Raw genomic sequence first — 18,612 nt, 5'->3', positions numbered from 1 at the left:
TCCTGGACATGTATCTCACCGACCGCTCCGCACCCGCCGGGGCGGACACCGAGCGGGGCCGAAGACGCGGCCTGCGGCCCAAGGTCGCCCCGGTCGTGCTCGTGCTGGGCACGGTCAGCCTGATCACCGACATCTCCTCGGAGATGGTCACCGCCGTCCTGCCGCTCTACCTGGTGACCACGCTCGGTTTCAGTCCCCTGGGATTCGGCGCCCTCGACGGTGTCTACAACGGCGTCAGCGCGCTGGTCCAGCTCACCGGCGGTCACCTCGCCGACCGCGCCCGCAACCACAAGCTGATCGCCGGGCTCGGATACGGCCTGTCCGCGCTGTGCAAACCGCTGCTGCTGCTCACGAGCAGCATCGGCGCGCTCGGCACGGTCCTCGCCCTGGACCGCACCGGCAAGGGCCTGCGCACCGCCCCGCGCGACGCGATGATCTCCCTGTCCACCCCGTCCGACCGCCAGGGCCGGGCCTTCGGCATCCACCGGGCGATGGACACCACCGGCGCGATGCTCGGCCCGCTGGCGGCGTTCCTCATCCTCAACGCGGCGGCCGACGGCTACGACGCCGTGTTCGGGGTGAGCGCGTGCGTGGCCGTGCTCGGCGTGGTCGTCCTGGTGCTGTTCGTGCCGGGCAGACGGCAGGACACGGTGCCCGACGGGGCAGGCACACTCCACGATGCTCCGACCGATGCGGCGGGCGCGCCGCAGGGCAGGCCGCCCGTCCGCGTCCGTGAGGCGCTCGCCCTGCTCCGGCTGCCTCGGCTGCGGGCCCTCGCCGGCTGTGCCGCGCTGCTCGGACTGACCACCGTCAGCGACGCGTTCGTCTACCTGCTCCTGCAACGGCGCGCGGGCCTCGCCGAGGAGTGGTTCCCGCTGCTGCCGCTGGGCACCGCCGTCGTCTTCCTGCTGCTGGCCGTGCCCTTCGGCGCGCTGGCCGACCGGATCGGACGGCACACCGTGTTCCTCGCCGGGCACATGGCCCTGCTCACCGCCTACGCGCTGCTGCTGTGGGCCCCGGCCACACCCGCCCTGCCCTTCCTCGTCCTCGCCCTGCACGGCGTGTTCTACGCCGCCACCGACGGGGTGCTGCCCGCCGCCCTGTCCGCCACGGTGCCCGAGCATCTGCGCGCCAGCGGTCTCGCCATCGTCGGCACGAGTCAGGCGCTGGCCCGGTTCTGCTGCTCGCTGGGGTTCGGCGCCGCCTGGACGGTGTGGGGCTACGGCCCGGCGCTGGCGGGTTCCGCGGTCGGGCTGCTGTGCTGCGCGGTCGTCGCGGGCATGGTGCTGAGGCCGAAGGACGGCACCGGATGACGACCACGGCGAGGCGGGACCCGATGACGACTGAACCGAAGAGGAACCAGATGACACCGCTGCGCCGCCGACTGATCGTCCTCGTCACGGCGGTGCTGCTGCTCGCGGGGCTGGGCACCGGCATGGTCCTGCGCGCCGCCGACCGAGCGGACCGGGCGAACCGGCCGCAGGCGGGCGGCCCCGCCGTCAGCGGGGGCAAGGTGACGCTCGGCCAGAAGGACCGGCTGATGTTCGTCAACGCCGCCGCCGGCCCGCACCGCACCGCGGTCGCCTCGGTCCCGTCCACCGAGCCGGGGAGCGGGCGGACCGCCTCGGACCTGAAGTGCGCGCGCTTCTACGCGGCCGCCGGCACGGGCGTGTGCCTCCAGTCCGACACCGGCGTCCTCAAGCAGAACAACCGGGCCCTGCTCCTGGACTCCGACCTGCGCACCCGGCACACCTACTCGCTCGCGGGCACCCCCAGCCGGGCCCGGGTCTCCCCCAGCGGCCGCTTCGTCGCCTGGACCGTCTTCGTCTCGGGCGAGTCCTACGCGTCCGCGTTCTTCTCCACCAGGACCTCGGTCCTGGACACCCGCACCATGAAGCTGACCCCCAGCCTGGAGACGTTCGCCATCGATCTGGACGGCAGGTCCTACAAGGCGGCGGACGTCAACTACTGGGGTGTCACCTTCGCCGCCGACGACGACACCTTCTACGCCACCCTGAACACGGACAACAAGACGTACCTGGTCCGCGGTTCGCTCTCCCGGCAGACGGTGACCACCCTGATCGAGAACGTGGAGTGCCCGTCCCTGTCCCCCGACGGGACCCGGGTCGCCTTCAAGAAGCGGGTGCTGTCGCGGACGGATCTCTGGCGCGAATACGTCCTCGATCTGCGCACCCTGAAGGAGACTCCCCTGGCCGAACGCCACAGCGTCGACGACCAGGCCACCTGGCTGGACGACGAGACGGTCGCCTACGCGCTGCCCGCCGAGGGCAAGGTCGGCGCCAGCGACCTGTGGAGCGTGCCCGCGAACGGCACGGGCACGCCCCGTCTGCTGATCGCCGGTGCTTCCTCCCCGGCGCCGCTCTAGCTTCCGCGGCTCAGGCCCAGGCGGTCACCGGCAGGAAGGAGCTGTCCGTCCGGAAGAGATCGGTGCCGTTCGAACGCTCCACCCGCAGCTGGTAGTTGTAGTGGCGCAGGTAGTACCCGGGGTAGTTGTACGACTCGAAGCGGATCGAGCCGCTCGTGCTCCCCGTGCGGGCGATGAACGTCGCGTCCTTGGCGAACGTCGACGTGCCGTCGTTCGCGTCGAAGCGGGCGCGGAAGTCCCAGTGGCGCAGGTAGTTGCCGGAGGAGTCGCGGAACGAGAAGCCGCCCGAGTCCGCGAGGCCGGCCACGACGGTGAAGGTCGACGCCGTCTTCTCGGCGGTGGTGCTGGAGCTGGTCACCACCGGGAGGTTGAGCAGAGAGGACTGCGTCTGCCAGTAGCGGGTGGTGTAGTTGGCCGACCGGAAGGAGCGCGTGACGTTCTTCGCCAGGCTCGGGCCGCCCGTCACCGTCTCCTTGATCACCGTGAAGTGACGGGCCGTACCGGAGACCACGGGCAGGGCCGCCGGGGCGGACCAGGTCGCGAACGTGTCGTAGCTGTCGCTGTAGTAGTAGGTGCCGTCGCCGTAGCCGTCGAAGAAGAGCCGCCAGGCGCCGTTGTCGAGCTGGACGAGCGCCGGGCCCTCGCGGTAGCTGCCCCAGCCGGCCCAGTCGCCGGTCCTGGAGATCGTGTAGGGGCCGGTCAGCGAGGAGGCCGTCGCGTACTCGATGTACTTGGTCGTCTCGTTCTTGGTGAACGCGTGGTACGTCGAGCCGATCTTCACGAGGAACGTGTCGATGTGGTTCGCGCCGATGCCGGAGAGAGCGACCGGTGAACTCCACGCGGTGAGACCGGAGTTCGTCGCCTTCAGCAGATACGGCGTGAAGATCCACTCGTCGCTGGTGACGGAGCAGGACACGATGACGTTCACACTGCCGTCGCTGTCGACGAACCACTCCGGCGCCCAGGCCCGGGACAGGTTGGCGATCGGGACCGTGTAGTCGTACAGGAAGGTCCAGTTGACCCGGTCGGAGCTGCGGGCGAAGCCGATCGTGGTGCTGGCGTCCTGCCAGGTGTGGGTGGTGTAGGTGATGTAGTAGTAGCCGTTGGTGTGCTTGAAGATGCTGGCGTCGCGGATCCTGTTGCTCGGCGGGGTGTAGGCCGAGGACTGCAGCAGCCGGAAGTCGAGGGCGTCGTCCGACTGGTAGACGTTGACCGTGCCGTCGTTGCTGTTGAGGAACGGCACGATGGTGTAGCGGGTCGCGGAGCCGCTCGGCGGGGCTGCGGCGAAGGCCGCGCCGGGCAGGCCGCCCATCAGTACGGCCGAGGCGGGCAGGGCCGCCATCGCACGCAGCAGGGTGCGACGGGACGGGGCGGGGGGTCGTGTGGTCACGGGCGGCTCTCCCTCGGACAAACAAACAACGCGGCTCAGGTGTCCGACATGCCGAACGAGGTTCGGAAAGTCGATCAGAAGGTAGGGGCGAGGCTGAATCGCGTCAATGGTTTGCGCACGACCTGGTGAGCCCTGTGGGAAGGCTGTGCCGTGCGCTGAACTTCCGCCCCCGCCGCGAGCGTTCCGGGACAGCGCTTCCACAGGTTACCGTTCGGTAGACAACGCGCTCCGACGGTGGAGGAGTTCACATGACGCTCGACCGTGCCGCAGGCCTGGCGGAGTCGGCCCGCGCGCTGGCCGCCGGGGAGGTGACCTCCCGGGCCCTCCTGGAGCAGGCCCTGGAGCGGATCGCCGCCAGCCAGGGGTCCCTCAACGCCTTCCGGGTCGTCCGGGCCGAGGCCGCGCTCGCCGAGGCGGACGCGGCGGACAGACAACTCGCCGCCGGAGCGCGCGGGCCGCTGCTCGGGGTACCCGTCGCCGTCAAGGACGACATGGACGTGGCGGGCGAGCCGACTGCGTTCGGCTGCCAGGGAGAGTTCCCGGCGGTGGCTGAAGACGGGGAAGCCGTACGGCGGTTGCGGGCGGCCGGAGCCGTCGTGGTCGGCAAGACCAACACCTGCGAGTTCGGGCAGTGGCCCTTCACCGAGGGGCCCGCCTTCGGCGCCACCCGCAATCCGTGGAGCACCGAGCACACCCCGGGCGGCTCCTCGGGCGGCTCGGCCGCCGCCGTCGCCGCCGGCCTCGTACCGGCCGCGCTCGGTTCGGACGGCGCCGGATCGGTGCGCATCCCGGCCTCCTGGACCCATCTCGTCGGCATCAAGCCGCAGCGCGGCCGCATCTCCACCTGGCCGCGCGGCGAGTCCTTCCAGGGCATCACCGTCAACGGCACCCTGGCCCGCACGGTCGCCGACGCCGCCCTCCTGCTGGACGCGGCGAGCGGCAACCACGACCTCGACCCGCACCGGCCGCCCGCCGTCGACGCCTCGGGCGCCGTCGGACGCGACCCCGGCAGGCTGCGCATCGCGCTCGCCCTGAAGCCGCCGTTCACCGCGCTGCCCGCACGGCTCCAGCCCGAAGTACGGGCGAAGGTCGTCGAACTCGCCGAGAAACTCGCCGCGTTGGGCCACACCGTCGAGGAGGCCGACCCCCCGTACGGGCAGATCGGGCTCACCTTCATCCCGCGCGCCACGGTCGGGCTCGCCGAGCGGGTCGGCGAGGCCCCCTTCCCCGCGCTGCTCGACCGGCGCACCCGGGACGCCGCCCGCCTCGGCCGGCTGCTGGGCGGGGCACCGCTGCGGGCGGCGCGGCGGGCCGAGGCGGTCCTGCACCGTCGAATCGGCGGATTCTTCACGTCGTACGACGTGATCCTCGCGCCGACCACGGCCGCTCCCCCGCCGCGCATCGGCTCGATGCTGAAGCTGGGCGGACTGGCCACCGACCGCGCCATGATCGCCGCCTGTCCCTTCGCCTGGCCGTGGAACGTGCTGGGCTGGCCCGGTGTCAATGTCCCCGCCGGGTTCGTCGGCCAAGGGCTGCCCGTCGGGGCGCAGTTGCTCGGTCCGGCGAACAGCGAGCCGCTGCTGGTCTCGCTGGCCGCGCAGCTGGAGGCGGAGCTGCGCTGGCACGAGGCATGGCCGCCGGCGCGGGAGATCGCGACGGATTCCCCGGCCGCGTGACGGCGTTCGGCCCGTACCCTGTGACCATGGACGATGCGTCGATGGTCGGGCTCATGGGTCGGGTCACCGGAACGGTGGGGCCCGGGCTCGTCGGCGAGGTGATCGTCCGCGTGCGGGGCGGTGCCGAGCACTTTCTCGCCTACGCGGCCACCGGCACGGACCGCATCGAGCGGGGCACCGTGGTGATGGTGGTGGAGTACCAGGCGCCCAGGACCGTCTACGTCCAGGCGGCGTACGACAGTTGAGCATGCTCCACCGCAGGTGAGAGCGTTGTGCGTCAAGGTTGTGACAAGGATCCGCAAGGGTCTGTCCTCCGGCCTCGGCAAGGCGCACACTCCCTTCGTTCGGTGCCGAAAGGGCACCATCCAAAGGGGGCGAATGCCGATGGTCATCGGCGTCGTTGCGGGGGTCGCGGTCGTGGCCGTCCTCGCGTTGATCGGTGTGTTCAAGATGATGTGGCGGGTGGCCGAGCCCAATGAGGCGCTCATCATCTCCGGCTCCAAGCACAAGACCGAGGGCCTCGAGGAAGGCATGGGGTTCCGCATCGTCACGGGGCGCGGCACGCTGGTGCTGCCCGGTGTGCAGGCGGTCCGCAAGCTGTCGCTCGACCTCAACGAGACCGAGCTGCACGTGGACTGCGTGACCCACCAGGGCATTCCGCTCAAGGTGCGGGGCGTGGTCATCTTCAAGGTGGGCGACGACTTCGTGTCGATCGCCAACGCGGGGCGCCGTTTCCTCGACCAGCAGAAGCTGATGTCGGAGCGGGTGCACAACGTGTTCGCCGGTCATCTGCGGTCCATCGTCGGCGGGTTGACCGTCGAGGAGATGATCCGCGACCGGGAGAAGCTCACCGGGCAGACCCGGGCCGCGTGCGGCACGGAGATGGAGAAGCTGGGGCTCATCGTCGACTCCCTGCAGATCCATGAGATCGAGGACCCGACCGGGTACATCCAGAACCTGGCGATGCCGCACGCGGCGGCCGTCCAGCGGGACGCCCGCATCGCGCAGGCGGAGGCGAACCGGCTGGCCACGGAGGCCGAGCAGAAGTCGTTCGCCCGGATGGCGGAGGCCACCCGGGACAGCGAGATCCTCCAGGCCGGCTATCAGGCCGAGCGGGACAAGGCGGGCGCGAAGGCGCGGCAGGCCGGTCCGCTCGCGGACGCCGCGGCCCGGCAGGAGGTCGTCGTCCAGGAGACCCGGATCGCCGAACTCGAGGCGAACCGGCGGGAGCAGCAGCTCCAGGCGGACGTCCGCAAGCCTGCGGACGCCCAGGCCTACGAGAAGCGCACGCTCGCCGAGGCCGAGCGGGACGCGCGGATCTCCGCGGCCGAGGCCAAGGCGAAGGAGACGGAGCTCGCGGCGGCGGCCGAGGCGACCCGGGTCAAGACGGCCGCGGGTGCCGAGGCCGAGGCGACCAAGGCGCGGGGTACGGCCATGGCGGCGTCGACCCGGGCCACCGGTGAGGCGGAGGCCGCGGCGGCTCAGGCCAGGGGTCTGGCACAGGCCGAGGCGACGAAGGCCAAGGGTCTGGCCGAGGCGGAGGCCATCAAGGCACGGGCCGCCGCTCTCGCCGAGAACCAGGAGGCGGTGGTCGCGCAGCAACTCGCCGAGAACTGGCCGGAGATCGTCAGGGCGGGCGCGTCCGCGTTCGGCAGCGTCGACAACATGGTGGTTCTCAACGGGGCCGACGGCATGGCGGACATGCTCGCCAAGGCGCTCACCATGGGCGGCACCGGGCTGGGGCTGGCACGTCAGCTGCTGGCGTCCATGAACCAGAACGGCCAGGAACCGGCGGGCACTTCGTCCCTCAACGGGATCGCGACACCGCCCTCGGCGCAGAAGGTGCCGATGGACGACAAGTGACCCGTCACGTCCGATCACGGGGGCAGCCTCTAAGGTGCCCCCGTGACTGCGTTTACCGATGAGAACGTTCCCGGCCGCTCCGGCGCCACCGCCACCACCGAGGCCGACCCCCGCGAGGTGGGCCGGGTGCGTACCGAGTACTCACCCGCGCACGACGGCGACCCGGACCCGGGCGAGATCGTGTGGACCTGGGTGCCGTACGAGGAGAACGACGGCCGCGGCAAGGACCGGCCCGTGCTCGTGGTCGCCCGGGAGGCGGCCGGGACGTTCCTCGCCGTGCAGCTGTCCAGCAAGCGCCATGACGGGGACCGGGAGTGGGTGGCGATCGGCAGCGGGCCCTGGGACCGCACCGGCCGGGACTCCTGGGTGGCCGTCGACCGCGTCCTGCGCCTGCACGAGGACGGTATGCGCCGGGAGGCCTGTGCGCTGGACCGGATGCGGTTCAACCTGGTCAGGCAGCGGTTGCACGAGCGCTACGGCTGGACCTGAAAGGTCTTCTCGAAAGCACTCAGCACCACACGGCCGGGCGTGCGGTCCAGCACCCCGAACACCACGTGCTCGAACGCCGACGCGAACCGCCCGCCCGGCCCCAGCAGCGCGTGGAACGCCCCCGCCACCTGCGCGGGGTCGTTCTGGAACACCCCGCAGCCCCACGCGCCCAGCACCAGCCGCCGGTACCCCTCGGCCGCCGCCACCTCCAGCACCCGCTCGGCGCGCACCGCCAGGGCGCGCGGCAGCTCGGCCGTGCGCTGCGGCACCGTACGCCGTACGACGCCCGCGTTCGGCGCGGCGGCGGTCAGGAAGCCGGCGGTGTACGGCTCGTCCAGCAGGCGGCCGCGGTCGTCCCGGAACACGGGCACGGCCGGTGAGTGGATGACACGGTCCGTGTAGAACGCGTCGCGGTGGGCGCGGTGGTGGTCGTAGAAGTCCCTGGCCTCGCGTACGCAGACGTACAGCGCGGAGGCGCGGCACAGGGCCTCCTCCTGGGCCTGGGCGCCGTTGAGATACCCGCCGCCCGGGTTACGGGCGGAGGCGAAGTTCAGGACGGCCGGCACCCCGCCGAGCCGCCGGGCGGCCTCCAGGCTGCTCTCGCCCGTGACCTCGACGAGCGTGTCGATGTGCGGGAGCTCCGGCACGGGCACGGGATCCGGCCCGTACATCCGCGTACCGGCCCGTGCGGCCTCGGACTGCGCGGCGATGGACACCTCGCGTCCGTCGGAGGCGTGATAGAACCCCGCCTCGACGATCTGCTCCGTCTGCTGTGCGATGCCCCGCAGGCGCGCGCTCACGGCGCCACCCCCGTGGGCGCCGTGAACGCGCGCCGTGCGCGCTCCCCCGTCGTGCTCATGCAGGCATCCTGGGCGATGCTGGTCATACGGTGCAACGGAGTTTCCGGGCCTCGGAACACCCGGCGAACGGAGCGAAAACGGAGATCGTCAGCCCTGATTACGACGAAATGCACTCTTGTGCGATTCGCCGCGAGGGTTTTGGGTGGGACGAGTTATGCCGGTCCGGCCAACATCATCCGGGCCGGCGGCATGGTGGAATCTCAGGAGGATCCCGACATGTCCGATTCGGTTACCGACTGTAGCGACTGTACGGAGCCCCGCACCGCTCTGTCCGCCGCCGAGGTGGAGGCCCTTGTCCGGGGCATCTGCTTCAAGACCGGACCACCCCGCACCGTCGGGGTCGAGGTGGAATGGCTCGTCCACGAGCTGCGCCTGCCGCAGCTCCCCGTCCCACCCGAACGGCTCGAAGCGGCCTACGCCGCACTGCGGGCCGTTCCGCTGAACTCGGCGCTCACCGTCGAGCCCGGCGGCCAGCTGGAGCTGAGCTCCCTGCCCGCCGCCTCCCTGACGGAGTGCATCGGCACCGTCTCCGCCGACCTGGACGCCGTCCGCGCGACGCTCGCCGAGCACGGTCTCGGCCTCGTCGGCGTCGGCAACGATCCCTGGCACGCACCCCGCCGGTATCTGCGCGAACCCCGCTACGACGCCATGGAAGCCTGCCTGGACCGTACGGGCCCCGCCGGTCGCGCGATGATGTGCACCTCCGCCTCCGTGCAGGTGTGCCTCGACGCCGGCTACGAGGAGCCGGGGCCGCTCGGGCACGGGCGGCGCTGGTGGCTGGCCCACCAGCTGGGCCCGGTCCTGGTCGCCGCGTTCGCCAACTCCCCGCTGGCCGGCCGCGAGCCCACCGGCTGGGTCTCCACCCGCCAGCTGCTGTGGATGGAGATCGGCGCGGGCCGCGCGGGCGCTCCCCCGCTGGAGGGGGATCCGCGCGAGTCGTGGGCGCGGCACGTGCTCGACGCCCCGGTGATGTGCATCCGCCAGGACGACCGCGCCTGGGACGTCCCGGACCACATGACCTTCCGCGACTGGACCCGCTCCGCGACCCCGAGGCCGCCCACCCGCGAGGACCTCGACTACCACCTCACCACGCTGTTCCCGCCGATCAGACCGCGTGGCCACCTCGAGCTGCGCATGATCGACGCCCAGCCCGGCGACGACGGCTGGATCGTGCCGCTCGCCGTGACGACGGCGCTCTTCGACGACCCCGAGGCCGCCGAGACCGCCTACCGCGCGGTGAAACCGCTGGCCGAGCGGGCACTGGGGCTGCCCGCCCCGCACAACCCGCTCTGGCTCGACGCGGCCCGCACCGGCCTCGGCGACCCGGAACTGCACGACGTGGCCGTCCAGTGCTTCACGGCCGCCCTCGACGCGCTGCCCCGGCTCGGCGCGACCGCCGAGGTGACGGACGCCGTCGCGGCGTACCTGGAGCGGTACGTACGCCAGGGCCGCTGCCCCGCCGACGATCTGCTGGACCGGTTGCACGGGAAGGACCTCCGCTCATGACCGACGACGCCGAGACGCTCCGCGTCCGGGCGCTGCACACCCTCACCACGGCGCGCGACCGCACGACGCTGCTGACCAGCTGCGTCGAGGACCCCGACCTCACCGCCCAGCACTCACCGCTGATGTCCCCGCTGGTGTGGGACCTCGCGCACATCGGCAACCAGGAGGAGCTCTGGCTGCTGCGGAACGTCGCGGGGCGCGAGGCCATGCGGCCCGAGATCGACGGCCTGTACGACGCGTTCGAACACCCGCGCGCGGAACGGCCGAAGCTGCCGCTGCTCCCGCCCGACGAGGCCCGGCGCTACGCGGGGGAGGTGCGGGGACGGGTCCTGGACCTGCTGGAGTCCACCGCGTTCCACGGCACGCGGCTCACCGAGGCGGGCTTCGCCTTCGGGATGGTCGCGCAGCACGAACAGCAGCACGACGAGACGATGCTGATCACCCATCAGCTCCGTACCGGCCCCCAGGCCCTGACCGCCCCCGACCCGGACCCCGCGCCCCTGCACACCGGGCCGGCCGAAGTCCTGGTGCCCGGCGGCCCGTTCATGATGGGCACCTCCGACGAGCCGTGGGCGCTGGACAACGAACGCCCGGCGCACCGGCGGGAGGTGGCGCCGTTCTACATCGACACGGCGCCGGTCACCAACGGGGCGTACCAGGAGTTCATCGAGGACGGCGGCTACCGGCTCGACCGGTGGTGGGCGCCGGCCGGCTGGGACCACATCCGGCAGCACGGCATCGACGCCCCGCTGTTCTGGCGGCGCGACGGCAACCAGTGGCTGCGCCGCCGCTTCGGCGTCACCGAGATCGTGCCGCCCGACGAGCCCGTGGTGCACGTGAGCTGGTACGAGGCCGACGCGTACGCCCGCTGGGCCAGGCGGCGGCTGCCCACCGAGGCCGAGTGGGAGAAGGCCGCCCGCCACGACCCCACCACCGGCCGCTCGACGCGCTACCCGTGGGGTGACGCCGACCCGGCGCCCGAGCACGCCAACCTCGGCCAGCGGCATCTGCGCCCGGCCCCGGCGGGCAGCTATCCGGAGGGCGAATCCCCGCTCGGGGTGCGCCAGTTGATCGGCGACGTGTGGGAGTGGACGGCGAGCGACTTCCAGCCGTACCCCGGCTTCGAGGCGTTCCCGTACAAGGAGTACTCGGAGGTGTTCTTCGGCCCCGAGCACAAGGTGCTGCGCGGCGGCTCGTTCGCCGTCGACGCGGTCGCCTGCCGGGGCACGTTCCGCAACTGGGACTACCCGATCCGGCGGCAGATCTTCTCCGGCTTCCGCACCGCCCGTTCCGCGGAGGGCGTCTGATGTGCCGTCACCTGGCGTATCTGGGCCACGAGGAGCCGCTCGGGCGGCTCCTCACGGAGCCCCCGCACAGTCTGTACCGCCAGTCCTGGGAGCCCCGGCACCAGCGCCACGGCACCGTCAACGCCGATGGTTTCGGGGTGGGTTGGTACGCAGAGGACGACCCGGCGCCGGCCCGCTACCGCCGGGCCGGGCCCATCTGGGCGGACCAGTCCTTCGCGGACCTGGCCCGCGTCGTACGGACCTCGGCGCTGCTCGCCGCGGTCCGTGACGCCACGCTGGCGGGCGCGGACGCCGAGGCCGCCGCGGCGCCGTACGCGAGCGGGTCGTGGCTGTTCAGCCACAACGGCGCGGTCAAGGGCTGGCCGCGCTCCCTGGCACCGCTGACCCCGACCCTGCCCGCCGCCGACCTGCTGGCGATGGAGGCCCGCAACGACTCGGCGTTCGTCTGGGCCCTGGTCCTCGCCCGCCTCCGCGCCGGCGACGACGAGAGCCAGGCGCTGGCCGACACGGTCCTGGAGGTCGCCGAGGCCGCCCCCGGCTCGCGCCTCAACCTCCTGCTCACCAACGGCGAGACCATCGCCGCGACCACCTGGGGCGACACCCTGTGGTACCTGACGTCCTCCCGCGGCACGGTCGTCGCCTCCGAGCCCTACGACGACGATCCGCGCTGGCAGGAGGTCCCCGACCACACCCTGCTCGCGGCGAGCCGCACGGACGTACTGCTCACCCCACTGAAGGAGCCGAGTGACGCCGCCTCGGCCATCGCACCGTCGAAGGAGCCCCGTACGTGAGCCCGTTCCTTCTCACCCGCACCCTGCCCGAGGACGCCACCGAGGCCGCCCTGCGCGCCGACGTCCTGCGCGGCCTGACCCGCACCCCGAAGACCCTGCCGCCGAAGTGGTTCTACGACGCCCACGGCAGCGAACTCTTCGACCGAATCACGGAGTTGCCCGAGTACTACCCGACCCGCGCCGAGCGGGAGATCCTCGTCGCCCGGGCCGCCGAGATCGCGGCGGCCTCCGGCGCCCGCACCCTCGTCGAGCTGGGCTCCGGCTCCTCGGAGAAGACGCGGTACGTCATCGACGCGCTGAACGACCTGCACACGTACGTGCCCGTCGACGTCAGCGAGAGCGCCCTCACGCAGGCCGGGCACGCGCTGATCGCGGAGCGGCCGGGGCTGGACGTGCACGCCCTGATCGCCGACTTCACGGCCGAGCTCGCCCTGCCCGGGACGCCGGGCCCCCGGCTGGTGGCGTTCCTCGGCGGCACGATCGGCAATCTGCTGCCGGCCGAGCGGGCGGAGTTCTTCACCTCGGTCCGTGCCCTGCTCTCCCCCGGCGACGCCCTGCTGCTCGGCACGGACCTCGTCAAGGACGAGAACACACTGGTCAGGGCGTACGACGACGCGGCCGGGGTGACGGCGGCGTTCAACAAGAACGTCCTGACCGTCGTCGACCGCGAACTGGGTGCCGACTTCGATCCCGGCGCCTTCGACCATGTGGCGCTCTGGGACGCGGAGAACGAGTGGATCGAGATGCGGCTGCGCTCCCGTACCGCGCAGACCGTGAAGATCCCGACGCTGGATCTCGCCATCGACTTCGCGGCGGGCGAGGAGCTGCACACCGAGGTCTCGGCGAAGTTCCGGAAGGAGGGCGTGCGGGCCGAACTGTCCGCCGCCGGACTGGAACTGGACCACTGGTGGACGGACGAGCAGGGCCGGTTCGCGCTGTCGCTGAGCACGGTGCGGTGACGGACGGCTCGCGCTCCGCCGCCACTTGGGGCACGGTGGAGCCATGACGAATCACACCTATCGGGTGACCGAGATCGTCGGCACCTCGCCCGACGGCGTCGACCAGGCCATCCGCAACGGCATCGGCCGTGCCTCACAGACCCTCCGCAACCTCGACTGGTTCGAGGTGACGCAGGTGCGGGGCCAGATCGAGGAAGGACAGGTCGCGCACTGGCAGGTGGGCCTGAAGGTGGGCTTCCGCCTGGACGAGTCGGACTCGGAGTAGCGACACCGGCTCAGGTCCGCCCCTCCCGCTCCTGCGCGGTCCTCAGCGCGGCGGAGGGGGCGGTCCAGCGCGCACGTACGACAGTGAACCCGGCCCGTTCGGCGTCCTCGCAGACCAGTTCGTCGTCGTCCACCAGCACCCGGATCTCACGGGTGCTGGCGAGCCGGCGGAGGGTCTCCAGCTTGGTGCGCCGGGCGGGCCTGCGGTCGTTGTCGCGCCGCATGTGGACACGCCCCTCGGGCAGTCCCTGGGCGGCGAGCCAGTCGAGGGTGTCCTGTCGGCAGCGCTCGGGCCGGCCGGTGAGATAGACGACCTCGCACTCCTCGGCGCTCTCCAGGACCAGGGCGATGCCCTCCGCCAGGGGCGGGTCCTGGGGCGCGGCGGCGAAGAAGCCGTCCCAGTCGCGGGGCATGCGCTCCAGGAAGCGCTGCCGGTGGGCGGTGTCCGCGAGGGTGTTGTCCAGGTCGAACACGGCGAGGGGCGGTCTGCTGCTGTCGGTCACGCACTCCACCCTAGAACCCGCAGGCGGAGGCGGGAGGCCCCTCCGCAGCCAATTGTTAATGGGATCCATTTTCATGTAGCGTCCTCGGTGCTCGCTGTCCCACCGAGGAGGTCCCTGTCATGGCTGTCCCCAAGCGGAAGATGTTCAACAAGCTCGACCTGGTGGACACGGACGCCGCGGCCCGGCTGCGGGCGGCGTTGCACCGCCTGAACCCCGTCGCCCGGATCGTCGACGCACGCCACGCCCGCCTGGACCTCCAACAGGTCCTGGGCACCGGCCTGTTCGACCTGGAGCGCGCACAGCAGGCGCCGGGCTGGGTCCAGGAACTCAACGGCGAGCACGTCCCGGAGACCGAGGAGTACGGCGTCTCCTCCACGGTCTTCCGCTCTGAACTCCCCTTCCACCCCGCCCGGTTGTGGTCCTTCGTCACGGAGCACCTGGACAGCGGCGCGTACGGCCGCGTCCTGCGCTCCAAGGGCTTCTTCACCCTGGCCGGCCGCCCCCACGTCACCGGCCTGTGGTCCCAGGCCGGCTCGGTGGCCCGCTTCGAACCGTCGGCGGCACGCGACGACGAGGCGCCGTACGCACAGGAACTGGTCTTCATCGGCACACAGTTGGAGGCCGCGCGACTCCACAGCGCCCTAGCGGCCTGCCTCATGGACCCGCAGGAGAGCGTCCCGGGCGCCGACCCCTTCCCGGCCTGGGACACGTACGGCATCGAGGACACCTGCGAGCACGAACACGCCGTATCCACCCAGGAACACGCCGTGTCCGTCCACTGACACCGGGTGACGCCGGGAATGTCACGGCGTCCCCGGCGTTGAACTCCCTGTGACCCACCTGACCACCGCCACCCGCTTCTCCGTCCTCGACCGCTCCCGCACCCGCGAGGGCCACTCGAACGCCGAGGCGCTGCGCGACACCGTGCGGTTCGCGCAGGAGCTGGAGGGGCTCGGATATCACCGGTTCTGGGTCTCGGAGCACCACGGGGTACCCGGCGTCGCCGGTTCCGCCCCGACCGTGCTGGCCGCCGCCGTGGCCGCGGCGACGCGGACGATCCGGGTGGGGACGGGCGGTGTGATGCTGCCCAACCACCGGCCGCTGGTCGTGGCCGAACAGTTCGGTGTCCTGGAGTCCCTCTTCCCCGGCCGCATCGACATGGGGCTGGGCCGTTCGGTCGGCTTCACCGACGGCGTACGCAAGGCACTGGGCCGCGGCAAGGACGACGCCGACGACTTCGCCGGCCAGCTCGACGAACTGCTCGGCTGGTTCCGCGGCACCTCCCCGACCGGTGTGCACGCGCGCCCCGCGGAGGGTCTGACCGTGCCCCCGTTCGTCCTCGCGATGGGCGAGGGCGCCGCGATCGCGGCCCGCGCCGGCCTGCCCATGGTCATCGGCGACCTCCGCGGCCGCGACCGGATGCAGCGCGGCATCGACCACTACCGCACCCACTTCCGCCCCTCCCCCTGGGCACCGGAACCGTACGTCGTGATCTCCGGCACGATCGCGGTCGCCGCCACCCCCGCGGACGCCCGCCGCCTCCTGGTCCCGGAGGCCTGGTCCATGGCCCACTCCCGCACCCACGGCACCTTCCCGCCCCTGCCGGCCGCCGAGCGCGTCGAGGCACTCACCATGACCGCGAAGGAGCGCGACCTCTACGAGTCCGGCCTCACCGGCCACATCGCCGGCACCGAGGACCAGGTGGCGCACGAGCTGGAAACGGTGCTGAAGGAGACGGGCGCACAGGAGGTCCTCGTCACCACCAGCAGCCACGACCGTGACGCGCTGCTGGACTCCTACCGACGGCTCGCCTCGATCGTCTCCGACTAGAGTTCCCCCTCATGCACCACCCACATGACCCGTATGTCCGAGTCCGCGGCGCCCGAGAGCACAACCTCAAGGGTGTGGACGTCGATATCCCGCGGGACGTGCTGGCCGTGTTCACCGGGGTCTCCGGGTCCGGGAAGTCGTCGCTGGCGTTCGGGACGGTCTATGCGGAGGCGCAGCGGCGGTACTTCGAGTCCGTCGCGCCGTACGCCCGCAGGCTGATCCATCAGGTGGGGGCGCCGAAGGTCGGGGAGATCACCGGGTTGCCGCCGGCGGTGTCGCTGCAGCAGCGGCGTGCGGCGCCGACGTCCCGCTCGTCCGTCGGGACGGTCACCAACCTCTCGAACTCCTTGCGGATGCTGTTCTCCCGGGCCGGTGACTATCCGCCCGGCGCCGAGCGGCTCGACTCGGACTCCTTCTCGCCCAATACGGCGGCGGGGGCGTGCCCGGAGTGCCACGGGCTGGGTCAAGTGCACCGGACGACCGAGGAGTTGCTGGTCCCCGATCCGTCGCTGTCGATCCGGGAGGGTGCGATCGCGGCGTGGCCGGGCGCCTGGCAGGGGAAGAACCTGCGGGACATCCTGGACGCGCTCGGGTACGACGTGGACCGGGCGTGGCGCGAGCTGCCCGCCGAGGCGCGGGAGTGGATCCTGTTCACCGACGAGCAGCCGGTCGTCACGGTGCATCCGGTGCGGGATGCGGACCGCATCCAACGGCCGTACCAGGGCACGTACATGAGCGCCCGGCGCTATGTGATGAAGACCTTCTCGGACTCCAAGAGCCCGACGCTGCGGACGAAGGCGGAGCGGTTCCTCAGCAGCGCGCCCTGTCCCGCGTGCGGCGGCAGCCGGCTACGGCCGGAGGCGCTCGCGGTGACCTTCGCGGGCCGGACGATCGCCGAGCTCGCGGCGCTGCCGCTGACGGAGCTCATGGGGCACCTGCGCGCCGTCGACGAGACCACGCGTGTCCTCACCGACGACCTCGCCTCCCGTACCGCCCCCGTCCTCGAACTCGGTCTGGGCTACCTCAGCCTCGACCGCTCCACCCCCACCCTCTCCGCCGGTGAGCTGCAACGGCTCCGGCTCGCGACCCAGCTGCGCTCCGGACTGTTCGGAGTGGTGTACGTCCTCGACGAGCCCTCCGCCGGACTGCACCCGGCGGACACCGAGGCACTGCTGACGGTGCTGGAGCGGCTCAAGGCGGCCGGCAACTCGGTGTTCGTGGTGGAGCACCACCTCGACGTGGTGCGCGGCGCGGACTGGCTGGTGGACGTGGGTCCGGGCGCCGGTGAGCACGGCGGCGAGGTGCTGCACAGCGGTCCCGTGGCGGAACTGGCCGCGGTCGAGGGCTCGGAGACGGCGCGGTTCCTCTTCGGCCGCTCCCCCGCGCCCGTCCGTGAAGTGCGGTCCCCGAAGGGGCAGTTGAAGGTCGGCCCGGTCACCCGGCACAACCTGCGCGGGGTGACGGCGGAGTTCCCGCTGGGCGCCTTCACGGCGGTGACGGGCGTCTCCGGGTCCGGGAAGTCCACACTCATCGGGGAGATCACCGAGGAGTCGGCGGGCGTCGGGCGGCTCGTCCGGGTCGACCAGCGGCCGATCGGCCGCACCCCGCGCTCCAACCTGGCCACCTACACCGGCCTCTTCGACGTCGTACGCAAGGAGTTCGCGGCCACGGACCAGGCACGCACACGCGGGTTCGGTATCGGCCGGTTCTCCTTCAACGTGGCCGGGGGACGCTGCGAGACCTGTCAGGGCGAGGGGTTCGTCAGCGTCGAGCTGCTGTTCCTGCCGAGCACGTACGCGCCGTGCCCGGACTGCGGCGGGGCCCGCTACAACGCCGAGACGCTCGAAGTGACGTACCGGGGGCGGAACATCGCCCAGGTCCTGGATCTGACGGTGGAGTCCGCGGCGGAGTTCTTCGCCGACACCCCCGCCGTCGCCCGCAGCCTCGGCACGCTCCTGGACGTGGGCCTCGGCTATCTGCGGCTGGGCCAGCCCGCCACCGAACTCTCCGGCGGCGAGGCCCAACGCATCAAGCTGGCCAGTGAGTTGCAGCGCGGGCGCCGCGGCCACACCCTCTATCTCCTCGACGAACCGACCACCGGCCTCCACCCGGCCGACGTCGAGGTGCTGATGCGCCGGCTCCACGGACTCGTCGACATCGGACACACCGTCATCGTCGTCGAGCACGACATGTCCGTCGTCGCGGACGCGGACTGGGTGATCGACCTGGGACCGGGCGGCGGGGACGCGGGCGGCCGCGTCGTGGCGACGGGACCGCCCACGGAGGTGGCCCGGGCGCAGGGCAGCACCACGGCCGCGTACCTGGCCGCGGCGCTCGGAGCACCGGGCGCCCCCGCCGACGAGGGGCCCTAGTCGTTCGGCTGGGTGAAGCGGATGCTGTTGCCGAAGGGGTCGCGTACACCGCAGTCGATGCCGTACGGGCGCTCGGTGGGTTCGTCGGTGATCTCGACGCCGCGGCCGCGCAGGGTCTCGCACGTCTTGCGGCAGTCGTCCGTGCTGAAGATGAGGTGGCCCCCCATGGCGCCCTTGGTGAGCAGGTCGCGGACCTGAGCCGCCGTCTCCTCGGACAGCGCCGGCTGCCCCGGCCGCTCCAGCAGGATCTGCCGGTCCGGCCGGCCGGGGACGTTGACGGTGAGCCAGCGCATGAAGCCGAGGTCGGCGTCGGTGTGGACCTCCAGGCCGAGCTTGCCGACGTAGAAATCGAGGGCCTCGTCCTGGTCGAGGACGTAGATCTGTGAGTGTGTGATCGCGGTGAGCATGCGCCTCAC

17 protein-coding genes and 1 pseudogene are annotated in these 18,612 nt (G+C 71.9%); 14 read left to right on the top strand and 4 right to left on the bottom strand.

Going from position 1 to position 18,612, the window contains the following annotated elements:
• Positions 1 to 8: 8 nt before the first annotated feature.
• Both OG381_RS40605 and OG381_RS40600 read left to right on the top strand, forming a co-directional pair.
• Complete coding sequence (locus tag OG381_RS40605) at positions 9 to 1,313, top strand: MFS transporter (protein ID WP_327720961.1); 1,305 nt, start codon at positions 9 to 11, stop codon at positions 1,311 to 1,313.
• 23 nt (positions 1,314 to 1,336) lie between these two features.
• Positions 1,337 to 2,386, top strand: coding sequence for a TolB-like translocation protein (locus tag OG381_RS40600; protein ID WP_443061977.1), 1,050 nt, complete (start codon positions 1,337 to 1,339; stop codon positions 2,384 to 2,386).
• Positions 2,387 to 2,396: 10 nt separating this feature from the next.
• Here OG381_RS40600 and OG381_RS40595 read toward each other — a convergent pair whose 3' ends face one another.
• Positions 2,397 to 3,776, bottom strand: a complete 1,380-nt coding sequence (locus OG381_RS40595) for a glycoside hydrolase family 43 protein (RefSeq protein WP_327720960.1) — start codon at positions 3,774 to 3,776, stop codon at positions 2,397 to 2,399.
• Between the two features lie 248 nt (positions 3,777 to 4,024).
• Here OG381_RS40595 and OG381_RS40590 point away from each other — a divergent pair, with 248 nt between their 5' ends.
• The 4 genes from OG381_RS40590 to OG381_RS40575 all read left to right on the top strand — a co-directional run bounded on the left by OG381_RS40590 (position 4,025) and on the right by OG381_RS40575 (position 7,804).
• Entirely contained in the window at positions 4,025 to 5,452 is a 1,428-nt protein-coding gene (locus OG381_RS40590) for an amidase (protein ID WP_327720959.1), read from the top strand.
• Between the two features lie 26 nt (positions 5,453 to 5,478).
• Entirely contained in the window at positions 5,479 to 5,697 is a 219-nt protein-coding gene (locus tag OG381_RS40585) for a hypothetical protein (RefSeq protein WP_171139045.1), read from the top strand.
• A gap of 133 nt (positions 5,698 to 5,830) precedes the next feature.
• Positions 5,831 to 7,315, top strand: coding sequence for an SPFH domain-containing protein (locus tag OG381_RS40580; RefSeq protein WP_327720958.1), 1,485 nt, complete (start codon positions 5,831 to 5,833; stop codon positions 7,313 to 7,315).
• A 42-nt stretch (positions 7,316 to 7,357) separates the two neighbouring features.
• Complete coding sequence (locus OG381_RS40575; protein ID WP_327720957.1) at positions 7,358 to 7,804, top strand: type II toxin-antitoxin system PemK/MazF family toxin; 447 nt, start codon at positions 7,358 to 7,360, stop codon at positions 7,802 to 7,804.
• On the opposite strand, the gene OG381_RS40570 is transcribed toward OG381_RS40575, so the two are convergent.
• The gene (locus OG381_RS40570) at positions 7,789 to 8,604 is read right to left on the bottom strand and encodes a TIGR02452 family protein (protein ID WP_327720956.1); all 816 of its coding nucleotides are present in this window, start codon (positions 8,602 to 8,604) and stop codon (positions 7,789 to 7,791) included. The two genes, OG381_RS40575 and OG381_RS40570, sit on opposite strands and share 16 nt — an antisense overlap.
• 276 nt (positions 8,605 to 8,880) lie before the next feature.
• On the opposite strand from OG381_RS40570, the gene egtA reads away from it, so the two are divergent.
• From egtA to OG381_RS40545, 5 genes are read left to right on the top strand one after another with little or no spacing between them, the layout of a single operon-like run.
• Entirely contained in the window at positions 8,881 to 10,170 is a 1,290-nt protein-coding gene (egtA, locus tag OG381_RS40565; protein WP_327720955.1) for an ergothioneine biosynthesis glutamate--cysteine ligase EgtA, read from the top strand.
• Positions 10,167 to 11,477: an ergothioneine biosynthesis protein EgtB gene (egtB, locus tag OG381_RS40560; protein ID WP_327720954.1), complete on the top strand. Its 1,311-nt coding sequence runs from the start codon at positions 10,167 to 10,169 to the stop codon at positions 11,475 to 11,477. Before egtA ends, egtB begins: the two co-directional genes overlap by 4 nt.
• Complete coding sequence (egtC, locus tag OG381_RS40555) at positions 11,477 to 12,268, top strand: ergothioneine biosynthesis protein EgtC (protein ID WP_327720953.1); 792 nt, start codon at positions 11,477 to 11,479, stop codon at positions 12,266 to 12,268. Before egtB ends, egtC begins: the two co-directional genes overlap by 1 nt.
• Positions 12,265 to 13,227, top strand: coding sequence for an L-histidine N(alpha)-methyltransferase (gene egtD / locus OG381_RS40550; protein WP_327720952.1), 963 nt, complete (start codon positions 12,265 to 12,267; stop codon positions 13,225 to 13,227). The genes egtC and egtD overlap by 4 nt, the downstream gene beginning before the upstream one ends.
• A 43-nt stretch (positions 13,228 to 13,270) precedes the next feature.
• On the top strand, positions 13,271 to 13,492 hold the full coding sequence (locus OG381_RS40545) for a dodecin (protein WP_327720951.1): 222 nt from the start codon (positions 13,271 to 13,273) through the stop codon (positions 13,490 to 13,492).
• A 10-nt stretch (positions 13,493 to 13,502) separates the two neighbouring features.
• Here OG381_RS40545 and OG381_RS40540 read toward each other — a convergent pair whose 3' ends face one another.
• Positions 13,503 to 13,994 (bottom strand): phosphatase domain-containing protein, encoded by a 492-nt coding sequence (locus tag OG381_RS40540; RefSeq protein ID WP_327720950.1) that lies wholly within the window; start codon positions 13,992 to 13,994, stop codon positions 13,503 to 13,505.
• Positions 13,995 to 14,134: 140 nt separating this feature from the next.
• On the opposite strand from OG381_RS40540, the pseudogene OG381_RS40535 reads away from it, so the two are divergent.
• The 3 genes and pseudogenes from OG381_RS40535 to OG381_RS40525 all read left to right on the top strand — a co-directional run.
• Positions 14,135 to 14,776 (top strand): annotated as a pseudogene (locus tag OG381_RS40535) (GTP-binding protein); the annotation flags it as partial.
• Positions 14,777 to 14,825: 49 nt separating this feature from the next.
• A complete protein-coding gene (locus tag OG381_RS40530; protein ID WP_327720949.1) occupies positions 14,826 to 15,824 on the top strand; it encodes an LLM class flavin-dependent oxidoreductase in 999 nt (332 codons plus the stop codon).
• 11 nt (positions 15,825 to 15,835) lie between these two features.
• The gene (locus tag OG381_RS40525; protein WP_327720948.1) at positions 15,836 to 18,196 is read left to right on the top strand and encodes an excinuclease ABC subunit UvrA; all 2,361 of its coding nucleotides are present in this window, start codon (positions 15,836 to 15,838) and stop codon (positions 18,194 to 18,196) included.
• On the opposite strand, the gene OG381_RS40520 is transcribed toward OG381_RS40525, so the two are convergent.
• The gene (locus OG381_RS40520; RefSeq protein ID WP_327720947.1) at positions 18,193 to 18,603 is read right to left on the bottom strand and encodes a VOC family protein; all 411 of its coding nucleotides are present in this window, start codon (positions 18,601 to 18,603) and stop codon (positions 18,193 to 18,195) included. The two genes, OG381_RS40525 and OG381_RS40520, sit on opposite strands and share 4 nt — an antisense overlap.
• Positions 18,604 to 18,612: the final 9 nt, after the last annotated feature.

Origin of the sequence: Streptomyces sp. NBC_00490, assembly GCF_036013645.1 — a bacterium.
Taxonomy (GTDB): Bacteria; Actinomycetota; Actinomycetes; order Streptomycetales; family Streptomycetaceae; genus Streptomyces; species Streptomyces canus_F.
The sequence above is the reverse complement of the archived record's forward strand: the minus strand, read 5'-3'. Positions and strand labels throughout refer to the sequence as shown.